The sequence below is a fragment of the Clostridium mediterraneense genome, from assembly GCF_900091705.1.
GTDB classification, from domain to species: Bacteria; Bacillota; Clostridia; order Clostridiales; family Clostridiaceae; genus Sarcina; species Sarcina mediterraneense.
Map to the genome: position 1 here is coordinate 1,039,770 of NZ_LT594785.1, position 16,172 is coordinate 1,055,941.

Below are 16,172 nucleotides of genomic sequence, written 5' to 3' on the forward strand. Positions count from 1 at the left end.
AGATAGTTCTTAAAGCGGAAGGAGGCAAACCCATGAGTGATAAAACAACAAATGTTAAGGGTAAAGGTGCTAAAATAGAAATGATGGATAAGAATGCCAGAATGGCAATAGTTAAGAAGTTAGTAGATAAAGGTAAGAAAAGTGGTTCATTAACTTATAAAGAAATAATGGATGAACTTGATGAAATAGATTTAACACCAGAACAAATTGAAAAGATTTATGAAGTACTTGAATCCATGGGAGTCGAAGTAATAAGTGAAATGAATAAGGAAGAAGAGGAAGAGGATTTAGAAATCTCAATACCAGAAGGTATTGCAATTGATGACCCTGTTAGAATGTACCTTAAAGAAATAGGTAAAGTTCCACTTCTTTCATCAGAAGAAGAAATTGAACTTGCTAATAAGATAGAAGAAGGCAGTGTTTATGCAAAGAAAAAACTTGCAGAAGCTAACCTTAGACTTGTTGTAAGTATAGCTAAAAGATATGTTGGTAGAGGAATGTTATTCTTAGACCTTATACAAGAAGGTAATCTTGGACTTATAAAAGCTGTTGAAAAATTTGATTATAGAAAAGGATTCAAATTCTCAACATATGCTACATGGTGGATAAGACAGGCAATAACAAGAGCTATAGCAGACCAAGCTAGAACAATTAGAATACCAGTTCATATGGTTGAAACTATTAATAAGCTTATAAGAGTTCAAAGACAATTATTACAAGAATTAGGTAGAGATCCACTTCCAGAAGAATTATCAAAACAAATGGATATGCCAGTAGATAAGGTAAGAGAAATTTTAAAGATTGCTCAAGAACCTGTATCATTAGAAACACCAATAGGTGAAGAAGAAGATTCACATTTAGGCGACTTTATTCCTGATGATGATGCTTTAGCACCAGCAGAAGCAGCAGCATTCACTTTATTAAAAGAACAGTTAATAAATGTACTTGATACTCTTACACCTAGAGAAGAAAAAGTATTAAGATTAAGATTTGGTCTTGATGATGGTAGAGCAAGAACTCTTGAAGAAGTTGGAAAAGAATTTAATGTTACAAGAGAAAGAATTAGACAAATTGAAGCTAAGGCTCTTAGAAAATTAAGACATCCTAGCAGAAGTAAGAAGTTAAAAGATTATTTAGATTAGTACCATTTGGTACTAATCTTTTTTTTGAGCCTAATATATTGATATGTTATACTACAATAGGGGGAGATTAACATGGGTGAGTATAAAAGTAAGAGGGGAATAGCTGTATTTGAATTAGTATTTTGTTTATTATTTGGTGATGGAATATTAATTTTTTTATCTAGATTAGTTGATGGTTATATAGAAAAACAATTAATAGGATTAGTTACGATAATATATACTATATGGTGTATGTATTATATTTTATTAGATTTAACTTTAAAATATATAATTAAAAAAGAGAAGATAATAATTCATGCCTTTTGGGGAATGAAGAATATACAAATAAATTTTGATGAAATTAATGGTTTACTTGTAAAAGAAAAATACATAGATGGATTTAAATTATCTGGAATTGGAAAGCAAAGATATGCTTTTGGAAGAATGGTTGTAGAAGGTATAGGAACAACTAGAGCTTTTATAACATCTTCAGAGAAAGTTATTTATATTCATACAGAAAATTTATCTTATGGAATTTCTCCAGTAGAGATAGATAAGGTATTAACTTTTTTATTTGATAAATCAGTACCTATAAAAGAATTTAAGATTAAAAATTATAATAGTAAAGAATTATTTAAAAAGAAGTCATTTTTATATCCACTAATAATAACTACTATAGTTGTTATCTTAATGACTGCATTTCCTTTTATACTGTATATCTTTGATATTTTTCCTGAAAAGATGCCTTTAAGTTTTAATGCAAATCTTATGGTAGTTCTTTGGGGAAATGGGAAGCAATTTGCTTTTAAACAAATGATGTATGGAGTATTTAATATGATAATTCTAACTTGTATGTACTATGCATCTTATTTTACAGCTAAGTATGATAAAAAACTTGCTATTAGATATATGTATATGCCTTTAAGTACAACATTTTTATTTTCTTTTATACAGGTACAAATATTAATTAATTATTTATAGAAAGAGCTGAGGAAAAGTAATGGATTTAAGTATAAGATTAAAAGCAATAGCAGATGAAGTTAAAGGGTGTAAAAGTATAGCTGATATAGGAACAGATCATGGTTATATTCCTATGTATCTTGTTAAGAATGGAATATGTGAAACAGCTATTGCTTCAGATATAAATAAAGGACCTTTAGAAAAAGCTAAGAAAAATATAGGACTTGATGGATTAAAAGATAAGGTAAAGTGTTATTTAGGACCAGGACTTGCACCATTAAAGGTAAATGAGGTTGAAGGAATAGTTATAGCTGGAATGGGAGGAAATCTAACTAGAGATATTCTTCTTGCTGATATAGAGAAGGTTAAAAATTATAAGCTTATGGTTTTACAACCAGCACAAAATCCAGAGGTATTAAGAGAATTTTTATATAATAATGAGTATAAAATAATAGATGAGAAGTTATTAAAAGATGAAGGTAAATATTATGAATTATTTACTGTTAGATATAATGAAAATGCTGAGAGATTAAAATTTGAAGATAAAATATATTATGAAATAAGCCCAATGCTTCTTAGAAAAAAAGGAGACTTATTAAAGGAGTATATAGAAGCTAAGATTGAACATAGTAAAAAAGTGCTTACTTATATTAAAGAAGATACAGAATCAGCAAATATTAAGAAACAAGAACTTGCGGAAAAGATAAAAGTATTAGAGGAGATGATTAAATGCTATTAAATGATTTTATTAAAGTAATGGAAAAGATTGCTCCAACTAATCTTAAAGAAGATTTTGATAATGTTGGATTAATGGTTGGAGATAGAGAAAAGGAAATAACAAAGGTTTTACTTGCTTTAGATTGTACTAATGAAGTTATAGAAGAGGCAAAAGAAAATGGAGTAGAGCTTATTCTAACTCATCATCCTTTAATATTTAAAAAGCCTAGTTCAATAACAACAGATACCTTACAAGGAAAGAAGATTATAGAACTTATAAGAAATGATATAAATCTTTATTCAGCACATACTAACTGGGATTCAGTTAAAGAAGGTATAAATGATACTATTGTTAGTATGTTAGGTTTTAAATCAGAAGAAATTATAGATAAACATAAAGCTGATAATAATGCTGGTATAGGAAGAATGGTAAATCTTGAAAAGAAATTAACTTTAAGAGAAATTATAGAAAAGTGTAAAAATGCTTTTAATGTAGATCATTTAAGATATGCAGGTGATTTAGATAGAGAAATTGAAAGGATTGCTATAGTTAATGGAAGTGGTCAAAGCTTTTTTGAAGCTGCAAGAAGAAGAGGAGCAGAGCTTATAATAACAGGAGATACAACTTACCATTTTGTTTCAGATTATAAGGAAATGGGTATGTGCATACTTGATATAGGACATTTTAAATCAGAATGGCCTGTTCTTATTGAAGTAAATAAGAAATTAGAAAAAGAGCTTAAGGATATGGGAGAAAATGTAGAGTTTATAATATCTAAAAAGTCAGAGGATCCATATTCATTTTTATAAAATATTTTTTTAGAATTTTAACTTCTATTTAAATTCAGTTTAAATAGAAGTTTTACTATGTATACATACAAAAGATTGAGATGTTTACATAGGAGGAATTAGAAATGGAGAATTCTAAAAAAATAAGTTCAACTATGAGTAAGAATTATTGGTTAGCATTACTTGCTATAGTCTTTGGTTCACTTATGGTTAGTTTAGATAGTACAATAGTTTCAATAGCTAACCCTATTATAGTTAGGGATATGCATGCAACAGAGGGACAATTACAATGGATTACTAGTGGATATCTTTTAAGTTTAGGTATCTTTATGATTGTAGCAGGAAAACTTGGAGATAGATTTGGAAGAAAAATTATATTTACTATAGGTATAGTTGGTTTTGGTTTATCATCACTTGCTATAGGACTTTCTTCATCAGTAGTTTTATTTATAGCATTTCGTATTATACAAGGTGTTTTTGGAGCTTTAATAAGTACAAATGCTTTAGCTCTTATTCGTAGTGTTATGCCTAAGGAGAAGCTTTCAGCAGGTATAGGTATATTTTCTTCAGTTAATGGCTTAACAGTGGCTATAGGGCCTATAATTGGTGGATTAATAATAAATTATTTAAATTGGAACTGGGCATTTTATGTTAATGTATTTATTGGAGCAATATCAGCAGTACTCGCTTTAATGCTTATTTCAGAAACTGAAAGATTTAAGGAAACTAAATTTGATATTTTAGGTATCTTAACTATGTCTGTATTTTTAGGTGCTTTATCATATGGTTTAATAAGTATCCCAGAGAAAGGTATACATTCTAGTTTAGTAATAGAACTTTTAATAGTAGCAGCTATATTTTTAATATTATTTATTTTAGTTGAAAGAAAAGCTAAAGATCCATGTATTCCACTTGAATTATTTAAGAATAAATCAATAATTGCTGGTGTAGTAATGACTGTGCTATTTATGTTTGCACTTCAAGGGACAATGTTTTATGTAATGTTATACACAGAACAAATACAAGGAGTTACACCACTTATGTCTGGAATAAGACTTCTACCTCTTGGAATATGTCTTTTAGTTAGTGCTGTAATTTCAGCTCCTATTATTAGATTTTTAAGACCCAGATGGGCTTTAGTAATAAGTATACTTATTATGTCATTAGGTTTATTCTTAGCTACATTTACTACAGTTCATAGTAGTTATGCGATATTAGGTACTTCTTTAGGTATTTTAGGTTTTGGTCTTGGAATTATAATTCCAGCATCAACAGATGCTTTAATTGGAAATGCTAGTGTTAAACAAGCTGGAGCAGCTTCAAGTCTTCAAAATACATCACATGAAATAGGTGGCCTTTTAGGTGTTTCAGTACTTGGAGTAATTATGGCTAACAGTACAACAAAGAACTTCCATGAATATTTAGTAAATGGGAATATACCAAGTAATATAATAGATAAGATTAGTAATAGTGATATAGTAACAAAAACAGTAACACAAGGAGTTGCGCCTATAATTAATGGAGCCTCAGAGCAAATTAATAATGTAATTAAAACAGCAACAGCAAATTCATTTGTAGCTGGTATGCACAGTGCTATGTTAGTTGGAACAATTATATGTGCACTGGGAGCTATAGTTGCATTAATGGTAAATAAGGATACTCCTACTGATGTTGAAGAAGAGTAATAATATATTTTGATATAACTAATGAGGAGATAAGAATGATTAAAATACTTGTTGTAGATGATGATAATCATATTAGAGAATTAATTAAGGTTTTTTTAGAGAATTCTGCTTATGAAGTAGAAGGAGCTAGTAATGGACAGGAAGCTTTAGAAAAAGTTTATGAGAGTAAAATAGATTTAGCAATAGTAGATGTTATGATGCCTAAAGTTAATGGATTAGATTTATGTAAGGAAATTAGAAAAGATTATGATTTTCCAATTTTAATGTTAACAGCAAAAGGAGAAACACAGGATATAGTTAAAGGTTTTGGTGCTGGAGTAGATGATTATATGTCTAAACCATTTGATTTAGAAGAGCTTGATGTTAGAATTAAGGCTCTTCTAAAAAGATATAAGATTAATCTATCTCAAAGTATAAGTGTAGGAGAGCTTTGGATGGACAAAAAGAATTTTGAAATAAAAGTTAATGGAGAAAAAATAGATATTGCGTTGAAGGAATTTCAACTTCTTTATAAACTTGCAGAGAATCTAGGAAAAACTATAAGTAGGGATGTTTTAATAGAAGAAATATGGGGATATGATTTTGATGGAAATGAGAGAACTTTAGATGTTCATATAAATAGACTTCGTGATAAATTTCCAAAAGAAAAACATTCATTTAAAATTACAACCATACGAGGACTTGGTTATCGTATGGAAAGTAATTAATTATATATAGGAAGTGGACATATGAATTTAAAAAATATTTTTAAATTAATAGCTTGTATATTAATTCTAATTATACTCCCAGTAATATTTACTTACTTTAGTTATACAATAAGTAATTTTATTTTTTATCTCCTTGGAAAAAGAACAGAGGGTTTTTTATTTCAATTATTAAATTCAGTTATTAATCTAATTTTTTTATTAATCTTAATAGTAGCATTTATATATTTCTTAAATATAAAAATAAAAGATTATATAGGTCTTATAAATAAAGCCATACAGTCTATTTCAAAAGGTGAGTACAATATTAAATTAAAAAATAAATTTGTAGATGATGAAAATTTTTATGAACTTGTAGAAAATATAAATGATATGAGTACTAATTTAGATAAGATGGAAAAGATGAGGCAGGAGTTTATATCTAATGTATCTCATGAAATAAAGTCACCATTAACATCAATTAAAGGATTTGCACAAATCCTTAAAAGTAAAAATATAAGTGAAGAGAAAAGATTAGAATATTTAAATATTATTGAGCTTGAGAGTTCACGTTTAAGTAAATTAAGTGAAAACTTACTTAAGCTTACTACACTTGAATCAGATTCTAATGGTTTTGAAGCTAAGGAATATAGATTAGATACTCAAATAAAGGATGTAGTTTTAGCCTTAGAGCCACAATGGATTGATAAAAATATAAATATGGATTTAAATCTTGAAAAGGTAAGTATTTTAGGAGATAAAGAGCTTTTAAGTCAGGTATGGATAAATTTAATTCAAAATAGTATTAAATTTACTCAAAGTGGTGGAGAGATAAGTCTATCTTTAATTAATAAGAATGATAAGGTAGAATTTTATATAAAAGATAATGGTCCCGGAATACCTAAAGATGAATTAGTACATATATTCGAGAGGTTTTATAAGGTAGATAAAGCTCGTGATAGGTCAATTGGTGGTAGTGGACTTGGTTTATCTATAGTAAAAAAGATTATAGACTTACATAATGCTAAAATCTCTGTGAGTAGTGATCTAGGTTATGGAACAATGTTTAAAATAGAGTTATAGATATTTTAAAAAAGATATAGGTTTACTATATCTTTTTTATTTAAATTAGTTTATTTTTAAAAATATTGAATATTGGTAAATAGATGATATAATATTAAATGAAAAATAAATAAAATCTAGATAAATATCTAGTAGAAGTTCGAAACCATCCTTCTATAAAAAACTAGGAACTGTAGCTGTAACGAGGTATGTTTCTTTGTTATGGCATTTTTTATTTTAAGCAGTTCTTCTATGGTTAAATAATATCAAAGGAGTTATACCATGAAGAAATTAACAAGCTTTAAATTAGCTGTAATGGCTATAGGAATCGCTATTAATGTAGTAGCACCATTTATAGCAATGACCTGTAGAATACCTATTTATTTAGATGCAATAGGTACAAATCTCATAGCAATGCTTATGGGACCTACTGAAGGAGTAATAGTAGGGGTACTTGGTTCATTATTATGTGGAGTAATATTTGACCCATCATCATTCTATTATGCAGTAGTACAAGTATTTAATGGAATTGCAATAGCATTACTTTACAGAAAAGGCTGGATAGATATGAAAAAGATGTTCTGGTCTATGCTTATAGTAATAATATTTGTAAGTACTTCAAGTGCATTAATAACAGTTTATGTTTATGGAGGAATTACACCATCAGCATCAACTTATGTTTATTTATTCCTTAAATATCTAGGATTTAGTCCAGTAGTAGCTGCTGTTATAATGCAATTTATGACTGACTATGGAAATCAATTATTCTGTACAGGAGTTTCATTAATTATAATGAAAAGAATGAGTAGCACAATGAAAAATAGATTAAAATAAGGTTGTGAAAAATATGGATAGATATAATGTTATAAATGGTAAAAATGAAAGAGAAATAGTATTATTAAAGAGTTTTCCTTGTGCTTGGGGAAAATGTACTTTCTGTGATTATATTTCAGATAATTCAAAAGACAAATGTGAAATATTAAATGTAAACAAGCCTGTTTTAGAACAAATAACAGGAGAAAAAGGAGTACTTGAAGTTATAAATTCAGGTAGTGTATTTGAAATACCACAGGAAGATTTAAATGAAATTAAGAGAATAGTTAAAGAAAAAAATATTAAAAGATTATATTTTGAAGCACATTGGCTTTATAGAAAAAGGCTAGATAAAATCAAAGAATTCTTTGATGGAGTAGAAGTTATATTTAAAACAGGTATTGAAACTTTTGATGATGATTTTAGAAATAATGTTTTAAATAAAAATATAGAATATGATAGTATTGATGAAGTTAAGAAATACTATGATTCAATTTGTCTTCTTGTAGGAATTGAGGGACAAACTAAAGAAATGATAAAAAGAGATATGGATATAGTTATAAATGAATTTCCTAAAGCAACTATAAACATATGGACTGAAAATACAACAAAGTTTAAAAGAGATGGAGAACTTATAAAGTGGTTTGAAAAAGAATATGCATATTTAAAAGATAATGAAGATATAGAGGTTCTTTTTGAAAATACTGATTTTGGAGTTGGTGACTAAATTTTAAAAACTTATATGCGTAATTGCTCATATTATATATAAAGTTATTTTAAGGAGCATAATATGGCTAAATTAAATAGTAAATATAAGCTTTATGGAATTGGTTATAGGAATTATAGAAAAAGCAAAAATTATAGTAGAAAAAAATATAATAAATCAAATAATTTTTCTTATTCTGATATTAAGGAAGATCTAAAAAATTTATATAATGATTTTAGAAAAGGATTTAAAAATAAAAAAGTAGTTATTCCTCCAGCAAAAAGTAGGGAGGGAGAGCTTATTAAGAAAGCTCTTGTAGGACTTTTGGTTTTTATAATTCTATCTTGTATAGTTAGTTTTCCTATAAGTCTTTTGATATGCTTAATATTAGCTGCATTATATTTTTATAGATAATTACAAAAATTTACATTGATATGATTTAATTTATATGATAATATAATTATTGCGAGTAAGCCAGACAATCGCTGCTTAGAAATAAGGAGAGGAAAGTCCGAGCTTCATAGAGCAGGGTGCTGGTTAACGGCCAGTGGAGGTGACTCTAAGGAAAGTGCAACAGAAATAAACCGCCTAGCTTAGCTAGGTAAGGATGGAACGGTGCGGTAAGAGCGCACCAGTATACTGGTGACAGTATAGCTATGTAAACCCCACCTGAAGCAAGACCGAATAGGAGAACGTTTAGGAGTTGCTCGCTCTGTTCTCGGGTGTGTCGCTTGAGCTTAGTGGTAACATTAAGCCTAGATAGATGATTGTCAAATACAGAACTCGGCTTATAGACTTAGTCGCACCATAGAAAACATCACATTTATTGTGATGTTTTTTTGCTGTATTTAATTTTTATTTAAAAAAATATGAGTTCTTTGGATTATTAGATGATTGGCTAAAACAATATAAAAGATATTTTGCAAAAAAATTATATAAAAAATAGGGAGTAGTAAAAAAACTACTTCCTATTTTTATTTTACATTATTTTTTCTACATTTGTAGCCATTGGACCTTTCTTACCATCTTCTGGAACAAAGCTTACGCTATCTCCTTCATTAAGCTTCTTTTCTTGCTTATCATCATGTATTTGAGAATGATGAACAAATACATCATTTCCTTGTTCATTTGTTATAAATCCATATCCTTTTTCAGGGTCAAACCATTTTACTGTTCCTGTTTCTGTAGCCATAAAAAATTCTCCTTATCTATATGATATATAGTTATGTTTTCCTTATATAAAAAATTTAATACATTTTATAAATCTTTTTTCATTATATAATTTATAAGAATTTGATTTTTACGCATTATTTCTTGCTCTTTTATAGTTTTATAACTACGTTTTTCAAAAAAAGGTTTTGCTGTAATTGAAGCATGAGTAGTTATAGAGCTACAGCCTAATTGTTTTGCATATTCTTCAAGTTTGTTAGAAATTATTGATGCAATTCCTTGTTTTTGAAAGTCCTTATGAACATAAAGTCTATCTAAGTAGCCTGTATTATCTATATCGCCAAAACCAAGGATTTTATTATTATCTTCTACAATAATGGTATAGTGATTTTGAAGAGACTCATCCCATAGTTTTTTAGGAATTTTATCTATAGGTGGAGCCCAAACTTTAAGTTGCTTTTTTGTATAATGTTTAGAATTAATATAATGAACAGTCATATAAAATAGTTTAATGATTTCGTCTAAATCTTCTGATTTATATTCTCTTATTTTCATATTAAGTATCCTTTTTATTTATAAGTAAATTTAATTATTTAATTATAGCATTTACTAAGATAATTTATTATATTTGATAGCAAATAATATAAAGCTTTTTAATTTGTAAATATTTTTATATAATTAAATAAAGTTTTAGGAATGAATTTTATTAATTTATTTTAGAGAGGAGGAGGAAAAATGGATATATATATTAAAAAGTTTAATGAATTAACTACAGAAGAATTATTTGAAATATTTAGAGCTAGATTTGAAGTGTTTATTATGGAGCAAAAAATTACATCAGAACATGAATTAGATGATAATGATAAAGAATCTTATCATTTGTTTATGAAAAATGATAATAAAGTAATCGCATATCTTAGGATTGTTCCAGCTGGTCTTGCATATGATGAAATATCTTTAGGAAGAGTTCTTGTATTAAAAGAGTATAGAGGAAAAAATTTAGGCTATGATATAGTTAAGAAGGCCTTAGAATATATAAGGGAAAATTTATCAGAAGAAAGGATAAAAATTTCAGCACAAGAGTATGCTAAAGATTTTTATGCAAAATTAGGATTTAAGATATATGGAGAAGGTTATATGGAAGCAGGAATTCCACATATAAAGATGATTAAAGAATTTTAGAATGTTTGTGAATCAAAATAAATTTGTCTATAAACTTTTAAAAAATTGTTCATAGTAGTATAATTGAAAATATATATTAATTGATGAGAGAAGAGTGAAATTTTATGAAGATAAATAGAAATGATTCATGCTGGTGTGGTAGCGGTAAAAAATATAAAAAATGCCACTATGAGTTTGATGAAAAATATGAACATATGAGAAGAAACTTCGAGGAAATGCCTGGAAGAGACCTTGTTAAAAATGAAGAACAAATAGAAGGGATAAGAATTTCAGCAGAAGTTAATAATGGAGTTCTTGATTTAATTGAAAAAGAAATTAAAGCAGGAATGAGTACAGCTGAAATTGATAAGCTTGTATATGATTATACAGTAGCACATGATGCTATTCCAGCTCCTTTAAATTATGAAGGATTCCCAAAGAGCGTATGCACATCAATAAATGATGAAGTATGTCATGGTATTCCATCAGAAGATATAATTCTTAAAGAAGGAGATATCATAAATGTTGATGTATCAACAATAAAGAATGGTTATTATTCAGATGCTTCAAGAATGTTTACAATAGGAAAAGTTTCAGATGAAGCTCAAAAACTTGTTGATGTAACAAAAGAAGCTTTAAAAGCTGGTATAGAAGCTGTTAAGCCTTGGGGACACCTTGGAGATATAGGGGCAGCTATTAAAAAAATAGCTGATGCTAATGGATATTCAATAGTTAGAGACTTTGGTGGACATGGAGTAGGAATCCATTTCCATGAGGAACCTTTTGTGCCTCATATAGGTGAAGAAGGAGAAGGAGTTGTCTTAGTTCCAGGAATGGTATTCACAATAGAACCAATGCTTAATACAGGGAAATATCATGTAACTATTGATGAAGATAATGGTTGGGTAGCTAGAACAGCTGATGGATCATTATCAGCTCAAGCAGAGCATACAATTCTTGTTACAGAAGATGGTATCGAAATAATAGCATACTAGTAGATAGATTTAGTATCAGGGAAATTAATTTTCCTGATACTTTTTATAATTTTAGAAGACTTAAGAAAGAGGTGCTTATTAGTGGAAGATTTAAAAGACTTAGAAGTTAAGCCTTTTGAAACTGCAGATGGAGGAGATTATAGAAATATAAATATTTCAGGAATAGGAAAAATTAAATCTAATATAAATACAGAGGTTCTTGAAGTAAATGGACTTGGTACAATATTTGGTGATATAGAAGCAGAGAGTATAATGGTTTCAGGTAGTTTAACAGCTGAAAAAGATGTGACTGCGACATATATATTTAATTCAAAAGGGATATCAAATTTAAATAAAAATCTTATTTGTGATGAACTTTTAGTGCAAGGAAATCTTTCAGTTAAAGGTAATATAAAATTTATTAATGCTAAATTAAGAGGTATGTTTGCGTCAAGGGGAATTTTAACAGGTGATAATTTCGATCTTTTAGGAACAGTAGATATTGCAGGGGAAATTAGAGTTGATAATATAAAGGTATATTTTAAAGAAAAGAGTAGTATTAAGGGAATAATATGTGATGATTTAGAAATAGTTACAGACAAAGAAAAGAAGACAGGTTTATTAGATAAGTTTAAGTCTAAGAATATATTAAGATGTAATGAGATTACAGGTAAAAAAATATATATAGAAAATGTTGAATGTAAGTTTATTTCAGGAGATGAAGTTATCATAGGAGATAATTGCAAGATTGAAAAGGTAGAGTATAAATCTAAATTTGAATTTGCAAAAACTTCAGAAGTAAAAGAATTTGTATGTAAAAAATAAAAATAGAGAATAGTAACGACTATTCTCTATTTTTTTACGTTTATTTCTTTAAAGGTATTTGTAATACTCTTAATATTTCCATAGACAGTTATTTTATCTGTAACTTGAAAAACAAAGTCAGGTGAAGGAAAGTTTATAAGCTTGTCCCCTCTATCTATACTAAGAACTTGTATTTCAATATCTTTAAGTTTACTATCTATTATACTTTTTCCAACAAGGTAATTATTTTTACTTATGTATATTTCATAAATACCATATCCTTTTCTTTGTACAATATTTATAAGTCTATCATCAAAAATACTGTGCCATTTTGATGATTTCATAATTACTGATTCCATTATATTTTGTAGTTTTCCAAAGAAAATACTTCTACGAATTAAAAATAAGCCTAAGAAAAATAAAAGCATAAGTGCAATTGATTCTCCCATTGAACGAGTGTCTGAAAGACTGCTTGTTATAATTCTTACTATGAAAGATATGAATGTTGCTGTACTTACATAACTAAATATCATAAGCCAACTAGCAAGTTTTCTTCTTGTAGGGTGTTGAGCTATAGTTTCACTTTCTCTAGTTGTATAACCTGTACTTGTAAGTAGAGATATAACTTGAAATCTGGCTTTATCTATAGGCATACCAGTCAATCTAAATAAAACTGCGAAAAAGTTTATTACCATCAAGAAGAATAATAAAAAGATTGTAAATGTTAATATTAAAACCATAAGCTCACTCCTTTTTAGTTTATATACAGTGAATTATACAACATTTTAATAAAATATTAAAGAGATGTATTTTTTGTTAACTAAATATAAATGTATTTTAAAAATATTGTTTGTTTTTATTATGTATATATAATTTAACAAAGGAGAAGAATTAAAGAAAGAACTATATATTTTTGGTATAAAATAAGTTTTGATATAGGGTAGGTTTTGAGATAAAATAGGTTATGTAAAAAATAAATAAACAAAGGAAGAGGTGAAAATCTTGTTAAGTAAGATTAAAGAAGATTGGTTTTCTAATATAGGACCAGATCTACTATCAGTTTTAGTTATAGGACTAGTTCTTATTCCAGAAACTATAGGATTTGCCTTTATAGCAGGTGTAGACCCATCCATATCATTTCTATCTGTAATATCTATGTCAATAATGGTAGGAATATTTGGTGGTAGAAAAGGGATGATATCAGCATCAGCTGGATCAATGGCACTTGTTTTAGCAGTACTTGTTAGAAATTATGGTACTAGTTACATAATGCCAGTCACATTAATGACAGGAGTTTTTCAAATAATTTTTGGTATCTGTAAAGCAGGAAAGTTAGTTAAATACATACCGGAATCAGTTATGCATGGATTTGTTAATGCACTTGGTATACTTATATTTGTGGACCAAATACATTATTTTAAAGGTCAAGGATTAGTAATGTACATTTTAGTTGGTATAGGAATATTAGTCATTTACACTTTCCCTTATCTTACAAAAAAGATACCACCAGCAATTATATCTATAATAGTAGTTACAATAATTGCTTTATTATTTAAAGTTGATGGATATAATTTAGGTACATTAAAAGGATTAGAGCTTGGATATCCAAAGTTTTTACTGCCAACAATAGCTATAAATACACATACAATAGGTATTATTCTTATGTATTCAATATCACTTGCTATTGTAGGATCAGTAGAAAGTCTATTAACTGCAAAGACTTTAGATGAAATGACAAATACAGAAAGTAATAAGAGTAGAGAATGTATTGGTCAAGGACTTGGAAATATACTTACAGCATTTATTGGAGGAATGGCTGGTTGTGCTTTAGTTGGACAGTCAATAATTAATACAAAATCTGGTGGAAGAACTAGACTTTCAACATTTTTTGTTGGAATATTCTTTATGATATATATAGTATTCTTTATAGATATCGTTAAGATTATACCTATAGCAGCTGTTATTGCAGTTATGGTTATGATAGCTATAACAACAGTTAATTGGAAGTCAATATATACAATTCCTAAAAATTCAATAACAGATACAATAGTTATGATAGTAACAATAGCTATAGTTCTTGCAACATCTAATTTAGCTATAGGTGTAGTTATAGGTGTAGTTTTACATTATATTTTTGCAGCATTTAAAAAAGGAAAAACAGCTTAGTTTTAAGGTTATCTCTTAAAGAGATAACCTTTTTATATAGAAAAATTTGCTTTTATTTCTTAAGAGGAATAATATATTATTATATAAAACAAGTTAAAGAGGTGAAAAAATGAAAAAGATAGTTATTTTAGATGCAAAGACAATGGGAGAATTTAATTTTAATAAGCTTTCTGAAATAGGTGAATTAGAAACTTATGAGTTAAGTTCTTATGAAGAAGCTAAAGATAGAATTAAAGATGCTAATATAGTTATTACTAATAAAGTAGTTTTAAATGAAGGTACTTTAAAAGATGCTAAGAATTTAGAATTAATTTGTGAAATGGCAACAGGTTATAATAATATAGATATAGAATATGCAAAATCAAGAAATATAGCAGTTACTAATGTTGCAGGATATTCAACTAATACAGTTGTTCAACATACTTTTGCTATGTTATTTAATATCTATAATAAGCTTGCATATTATGATAATTATGTTAAATCAGGAGAATATACAAAGTCAGATATATTCACTCATTTAGATAAATCTATAGTTGATTTAGAAGGAAAGACATGGGGAATAATTGGGCTTGGACAAATTGGTAAGAAGGTTGCAAATCTTGCAAAAGTATTTGGAGCTGAAGTAATATATTATTCAACATCAGGAAGAAACTCAGATTCAGAATTTACAAGAGTTGAATTTGAAGAACTTTTAAAAAAATCAGATGTAATCTCAATACATGCACCTTTAAATGAAAATACTAAAGGACTTATGAATTATGAAGCATTTAAGAAAATGAAAAATTCAGCAGTACTTTTAAATCTAGGAAGAGGTCCAATAGTTGTTGAAAGTGATCTTGCAAAAGCTATAGATAAAGATTTAATAGGAGCAGCAGCTTTAGATGTATTTGAATATGAACCTATGCATGCGGATAATGCTTTATTAAAAGTAGAAAAGAAAGATAAATTACTTTTAACTCCACATGTAGCTTGGGCGAGTTTAGAGGCAAGAACAAGATTATTTGAAGATATGATGGAAAATATAAGAGCCTTTTATAGAGGGGAAATGAGAAATAGAATATAAATCTTTTTAAAAATTTTTTATAAAAATTCTTGATTTTTAAAAAAACTCAGTATAAACTTTATAGAGAAGAATAAATATTTAATAGAGTTCGGATGAAGGCATTGGGAGAGAGATTATTTTTATAATCCACCGAAGAGGGAAATCTTTCAGGTAAAAGGACCAATGTTGGACGAGCCTCTGGAGAGACTCATTTTTAAAATGAGCACCGAAGGAGCAAGGCAAAGAAATTTGCTCAAACTCTCAGGTAAAAGGACAGGGGATAGAAAATACTAAAATAAGTAATATTATTTTAGTCTAT

Annotated in this window: 18 protein-coding genes, 1 other RNA gene and 3 riboswitches; of the genes, 16 read left to right on the forward strand and 3 right to left on the reverse strand. The window is 27.8% G+C overall.

Annotated elements, in window-relative coordinates; genetic code table 11:
• Nucleotides 1-32 precede the first annotated feature (32 nt).
• The 11 genes from rpoD to rnpB all read left to right on the forward strand — a co-directional run bounded on the left by rpoD (nucleotide 33) and on the right by rnpB (nucleotide 9,343).
• Nucleotides 33-1,142, forward strand: coding sequence for an RNA polymerase sigma factor RpoD (gene rpoD, locus BN8917_RS07020; RefSeq protein WP_066872472.1), 1,110 nt, complete (start codon nucleotides 33-35; stop codon nucleotides 1,140-1,142).
• Between the two features lie 72 nt (nucleotides 1,143-1,214).
• Complete coding sequence (locus BN8917_RS07025) at nucleotides 1,215-2,102, forward strand: PH domain-containing protein (protein WP_066872475.1); 888 nt, start codon at nucleotides 1,215-1,217, stop codon at nucleotides 2,100-2,102.
• 19 nt (nucleotides 2,103-2,121) lie between these two features.
• Nucleotides 2,122-2,820 (forward strand): tRNA (adenine(22)-N(1))-methyltransferase, encoded by a 699-nt coding sequence (locus BN8917_RS07030; RefSeq protein ID WP_066872479.1) that lies wholly within the window; start codon nucleotides 2,122-2,124, stop codon nucleotides 2,818-2,820.
• Nucleotides 2,811-3,608, forward strand: a complete 798-nt coding sequence (locus BN8917_RS07035) for a Nif3-like dinuclear metal center hexameric protein (RefSeq protein ID WP_066872482.1) — start codon at nucleotides 2,811-2,813, stop codon at nucleotides 3,606-3,608. The genes BN8917_RS07030 and BN8917_RS07035 overlap by 10 nt, the downstream gene beginning before the upstream one ends.
• A gap of 104 nt (nucleotides 3,609-3,712) precedes the next feature.
• On the forward strand, nucleotides 3,713-5,272 hold the full coding sequence (locus tag BN8917_RS07040; RefSeq protein ID WP_066872484.1) for an MFS transporter: 1,560 nt from the start codon (nucleotides 3,713-3,715) through the stop codon (nucleotides 5,270-5,272).
• 35 nt (nucleotides 5,273-5,307) lie between these two features.
• On the forward strand, nucleotides 5,308-5,979 hold the full coding sequence (locus tag BN8917_RS07045) for a response regulator transcription factor (RefSeq protein ID WP_066872487.1): 672 nt from the start codon (nucleotides 5,308-5,310) through the stop codon (nucleotides 5,977-5,979).
• Nucleotides 5,980-6,000: 21 nt separating this feature from the next.
• Nucleotides 6,001-7,038 carry a sensor histidine kinase gene (locus tag BN8917_RS07050; protein WP_066872490.1) on the forward strand — a complete coding sequence of 346 codons (1,038 nt, stop codon included), beginning with the start codon at nucleotides 6,001-6,003 and terminating at the stop codon, nucleotides 7,036-7,038.
• A 128-nt stretch (nucleotides 7,039-7,166) separates the two neighbouring features.
• A riboswitch (PreQ1 riboswitch) is annotated at nucleotides 7,167-7,211 on the forward strand.
• A gap of 88 nt (nucleotides 7,212-7,299) precedes the next feature.
• Nucleotides 7,300-7,851 carry an ECF transporter S component gene (locus BN8917_RS07055; RefSeq protein ID WP_066872495.1) on the forward strand — a complete coding sequence of 184 codons (552 nt, stop codon included), beginning with the start codon at nucleotides 7,300-7,302 and terminating at the stop codon, nucleotides 7,849-7,851.
• A 13-nt stretch (nucleotides 7,852-7,864) separates the two neighbouring features.
• Nucleotides 7,865-8,557 (forward strand): radical SAM protein, encoded by a 693-nt coding sequence (locus BN8917_RS07060; protein ID WP_066872498.1) that lies wholly within the window; start codon nucleotides 7,865-7,867, stop codon nucleotides 8,555-8,557.
• A 63-nt stretch (nucleotides 8,558-8,620) separates the two neighbouring features.
• On the forward strand, nucleotides 8,621-8,950 hold the full coding sequence (locus tag BN8917_RS07065) for a hypothetical protein (protein ID WP_066872500.1): 330 nt from the start codon (nucleotides 8,621-8,623) through the stop codon (nucleotides 8,948-8,950).
• Nucleotides 8,951-9,002: 52 nt separating this feature from the next.
• Nucleotides 9,003-9,343, forward strand: an RNA gene (gene rnpB / locus BN8917_RS07070) — RNase P RNA component class A.
• 172 nt (nucleotides 9,344-9,515) lie between these two features.
• Here rnpB and BN8917_RS07075 read toward each other — a convergent pair.
• Together BN8917_RS07075 and BN8917_RS07080 are read right to left on the reverse strand one after the other, a co-directional pair.
• Nucleotides 9,516-9,728: a cold-shock protein gene (locus tag BN8917_RS07075; RefSeq protein ID WP_066872503.1), complete on the reverse strand. Its 213-nt coding sequence runs from the start codon at nucleotides 9,726-9,728 to the stop codon at nucleotides 9,516-9,518.
• A gap of 65 nt (nucleotides 9,729-9,793) precedes the next feature.
• Nucleotides 9,794-10,261, reverse strand: a complete 468-nt coding sequence (locus tag BN8917_RS07080) for a GNAT family N-acetyltransferase (protein WP_066872507.1) — start codon at nucleotides 10,259-10,261, stop codon at nucleotides 9,794-9,796.
• Nucleotides 10,262-10,441: 180 nt separating this feature from the next.
• Here BN8917_RS07080 and BN8917_RS07085 point away from each other — a divergent pair, with 180 nt between their 5' ends.
• From BN8917_RS07085 to BN8917_RS07095, 3 genes are all read left to right on the forward strand, one after another.
• Nucleotides 10,442-10,888: a GNAT family N-acetyltransferase gene (locus BN8917_RS07085; protein WP_066872510.1), complete on the forward strand. Its 447-nt coding sequence runs from the start codon at nucleotides 10,442-10,444 to the stop codon at nucleotides 10,886-10,888.
• A 104-nt stretch (nucleotides 10,889-10,992) separates the two neighbouring features.
• Nucleotides 10,993-11,862 carry a methionyl aminopeptidase gene (locus tag BN8917_RS07090; RefSeq protein WP_066872512.1) on the forward strand — a complete coding sequence of 290 codons (870 nt, stop codon included), beginning with the start codon at nucleotides 10,993-10,995 and terminating at the stop codon, nucleotides 11,860-11,862.
• An 81-nt stretch (nucleotides 11,863-11,943) separates the two neighbouring features.
• Nucleotides 11,944-12,666, forward strand: coding sequence for a hypothetical protein (locus tag BN8917_RS07095; protein ID WP_066872515.1), 723 nt, complete (start codon nucleotides 11,944-11,946; stop codon nucleotides 12,664-12,666).
• A 26-nt stretch (nucleotides 12,667-12,692) separates the two neighbouring features.
• Here BN8917_RS07095 and BN8917_RS07100 read toward each other — a convergent pair whose 3' ends face one another.
• Nucleotides 12,693-13,385, reverse strand: coding sequence for a TrkA C-terminal domain-containing protein (locus BN8917_RS07100; protein WP_066872518.1), 693 nt, complete (start codon nucleotides 13,383-13,385; stop codon nucleotides 12,693-12,695).
• 262 nt (nucleotides 13,386-13,647) lie between these two features.
• On the opposite strand from BN8917_RS07100, the gene BN8917_RS07105 reads away from it, so the two are divergent.
• Both BN8917_RS07105 and BN8917_RS07110 read left to right on the forward strand, forming a co-directional pair.
• Nucleotides 13,648-14,811, forward strand: a complete 1,164-nt coding sequence (locus tag BN8917_RS07105) for a SulP family inorganic anion transporter (protein WP_066872521.1) — start codon at nucleotides 13,648-13,650, stop codon at nucleotides 14,809-14,811.
• Between the two features lie 109 nt (nucleotides 14,812-14,920).
• The gene (locus tag BN8917_RS07110; protein WP_066872524.1) at nucleotides 14,921-15,874 is read left to right on the forward strand and encodes a D-2-hydroxyacid dehydrogenase; all 954 of its coding nucleotides are present in this window, start codon (nucleotides 14,921-14,923) and stop codon (nucleotides 15,872-15,874) included.
• A gap of 92 nt (nucleotides 15,875-15,966) precedes the next feature.
• Nucleotides 15,967-16,046: riboswitch (glycine riboswitch) on the forward strand.
• Nucleotides 16,047-16,140, forward strand: a riboswitch (glycine riboswitch).
• Nucleotides 16,141-16,172 lie beyond the last annotated feature (32 nt).

Excerpts from the sequence above, each read along its gene's own strand:
- rpoD (WP_066872472.1), top strand. The coding sequence starts at position 33 with ATGAGTGATAAAACAACAAATGTTAAGGGTAAAGGTGCTAAAATAGAA.
- BN8917_RS07025 (WP_066872475.1), top strand. The coding sequence starts at position 1,215 with ATGGGTGAGTATAAAAGTAAGAGGGGAATAGCTGTATTTGAATTAGTA.
- BN8917_RS07030 (WP_066872479.1), top strand. The coding sequence starts at position 2,122 with ATGGATTTAAGTATAAGATTAAAAGCAATAGCAGATGAAGTTAAAGGG.
- BN8917_RS07035 (WP_066872482.1), top strand. The coding sequence starts at position 2,811 with ATGCTATTAAATGATTTTATTAAAGTAATGGAAAAGATTGCTCCAACT.
- BN8917_RS07040 (WP_066872484.1), top strand. The coding sequence starts at position 3,713 with ATGGAGAATTCTAAAAAAATAAGTTCAACTATGAGTAAGAATTATTGG.
- BN8917_RS07045 (WP_066872487.1), top strand. The coding sequence starts at position 5,308 with ATGATTAAAATACTTGTTGTAGATGATGATAATCATATTAGAGAATTA.
- BN8917_RS07050 (WP_066872490.1), top strand. The coding sequence starts at position 6,001 with ATGAATTTAAAAAATATTTTTAAATTAATAGCTTGTATATTAATTCTA.
- BN8917_RS07055 (WP_066872495.1), top strand. The coding sequence starts at position 7,300 with ATGAAGAAATTAACAAGCTTTAAATTAGCTGTAATGGCTATAGGAATC.
- BN8917_RS07060 (WP_066872498.1), top strand. The coding sequence starts at position 7,865 with ATGGATAGATATAATGTTATAAATGGTAAAAATGAAAGAGAAATAGTA.
- BN8917_RS07065 (WP_066872500.1), top strand. The coding sequence starts at position 8,621 with ATGGCTAAATTAAATAGTAAATATAAGCTTTATGGAATTGGTTATAGG.
- BN8917_RS07075 (WP_066872503.1), bottom strand. The coding sequence starts at position 9,728 with ATGGCTACAGAAACAGGAACAGTAAAATGGTTTGACCCTGAAAAAGGA.
- BN8917_RS07080 (WP_066872507.1), bottom strand. The coding sequence starts at position 10,261 with ATGAAAATAAGAGAATATAAATCAGAAGATTTAGACGAAATCATTAAA.
- BN8917_RS07085 (WP_066872510.1), top strand. The coding sequence starts at position 10,442 with ATGGATATATATATTAAAAAGTTTAATGAATTAACTACAGAAGAATTA.
- BN8917_RS07090 (WP_066872512.1), top strand. The coding sequence starts at position 10,993 with ATGAAGATAAATAGAAATGATTCATGCTGGTGTGGTAGCGGTAAAAAA.
- BN8917_RS07100 (WP_066872518.1), bottom strand. The coding sequence starts at position 13,385 with ATGGTTTTAATATTAACATTTACAATCTTTTTATTATTCTTCTTGATG.
- BN8917_RS07110 (WP_066872524.1), top strand. The coding sequence starts at position 14,921 with ATGAAAAAGATAGTTATTTTAGATGCAAAGACAATGGGAGAATTTAAT.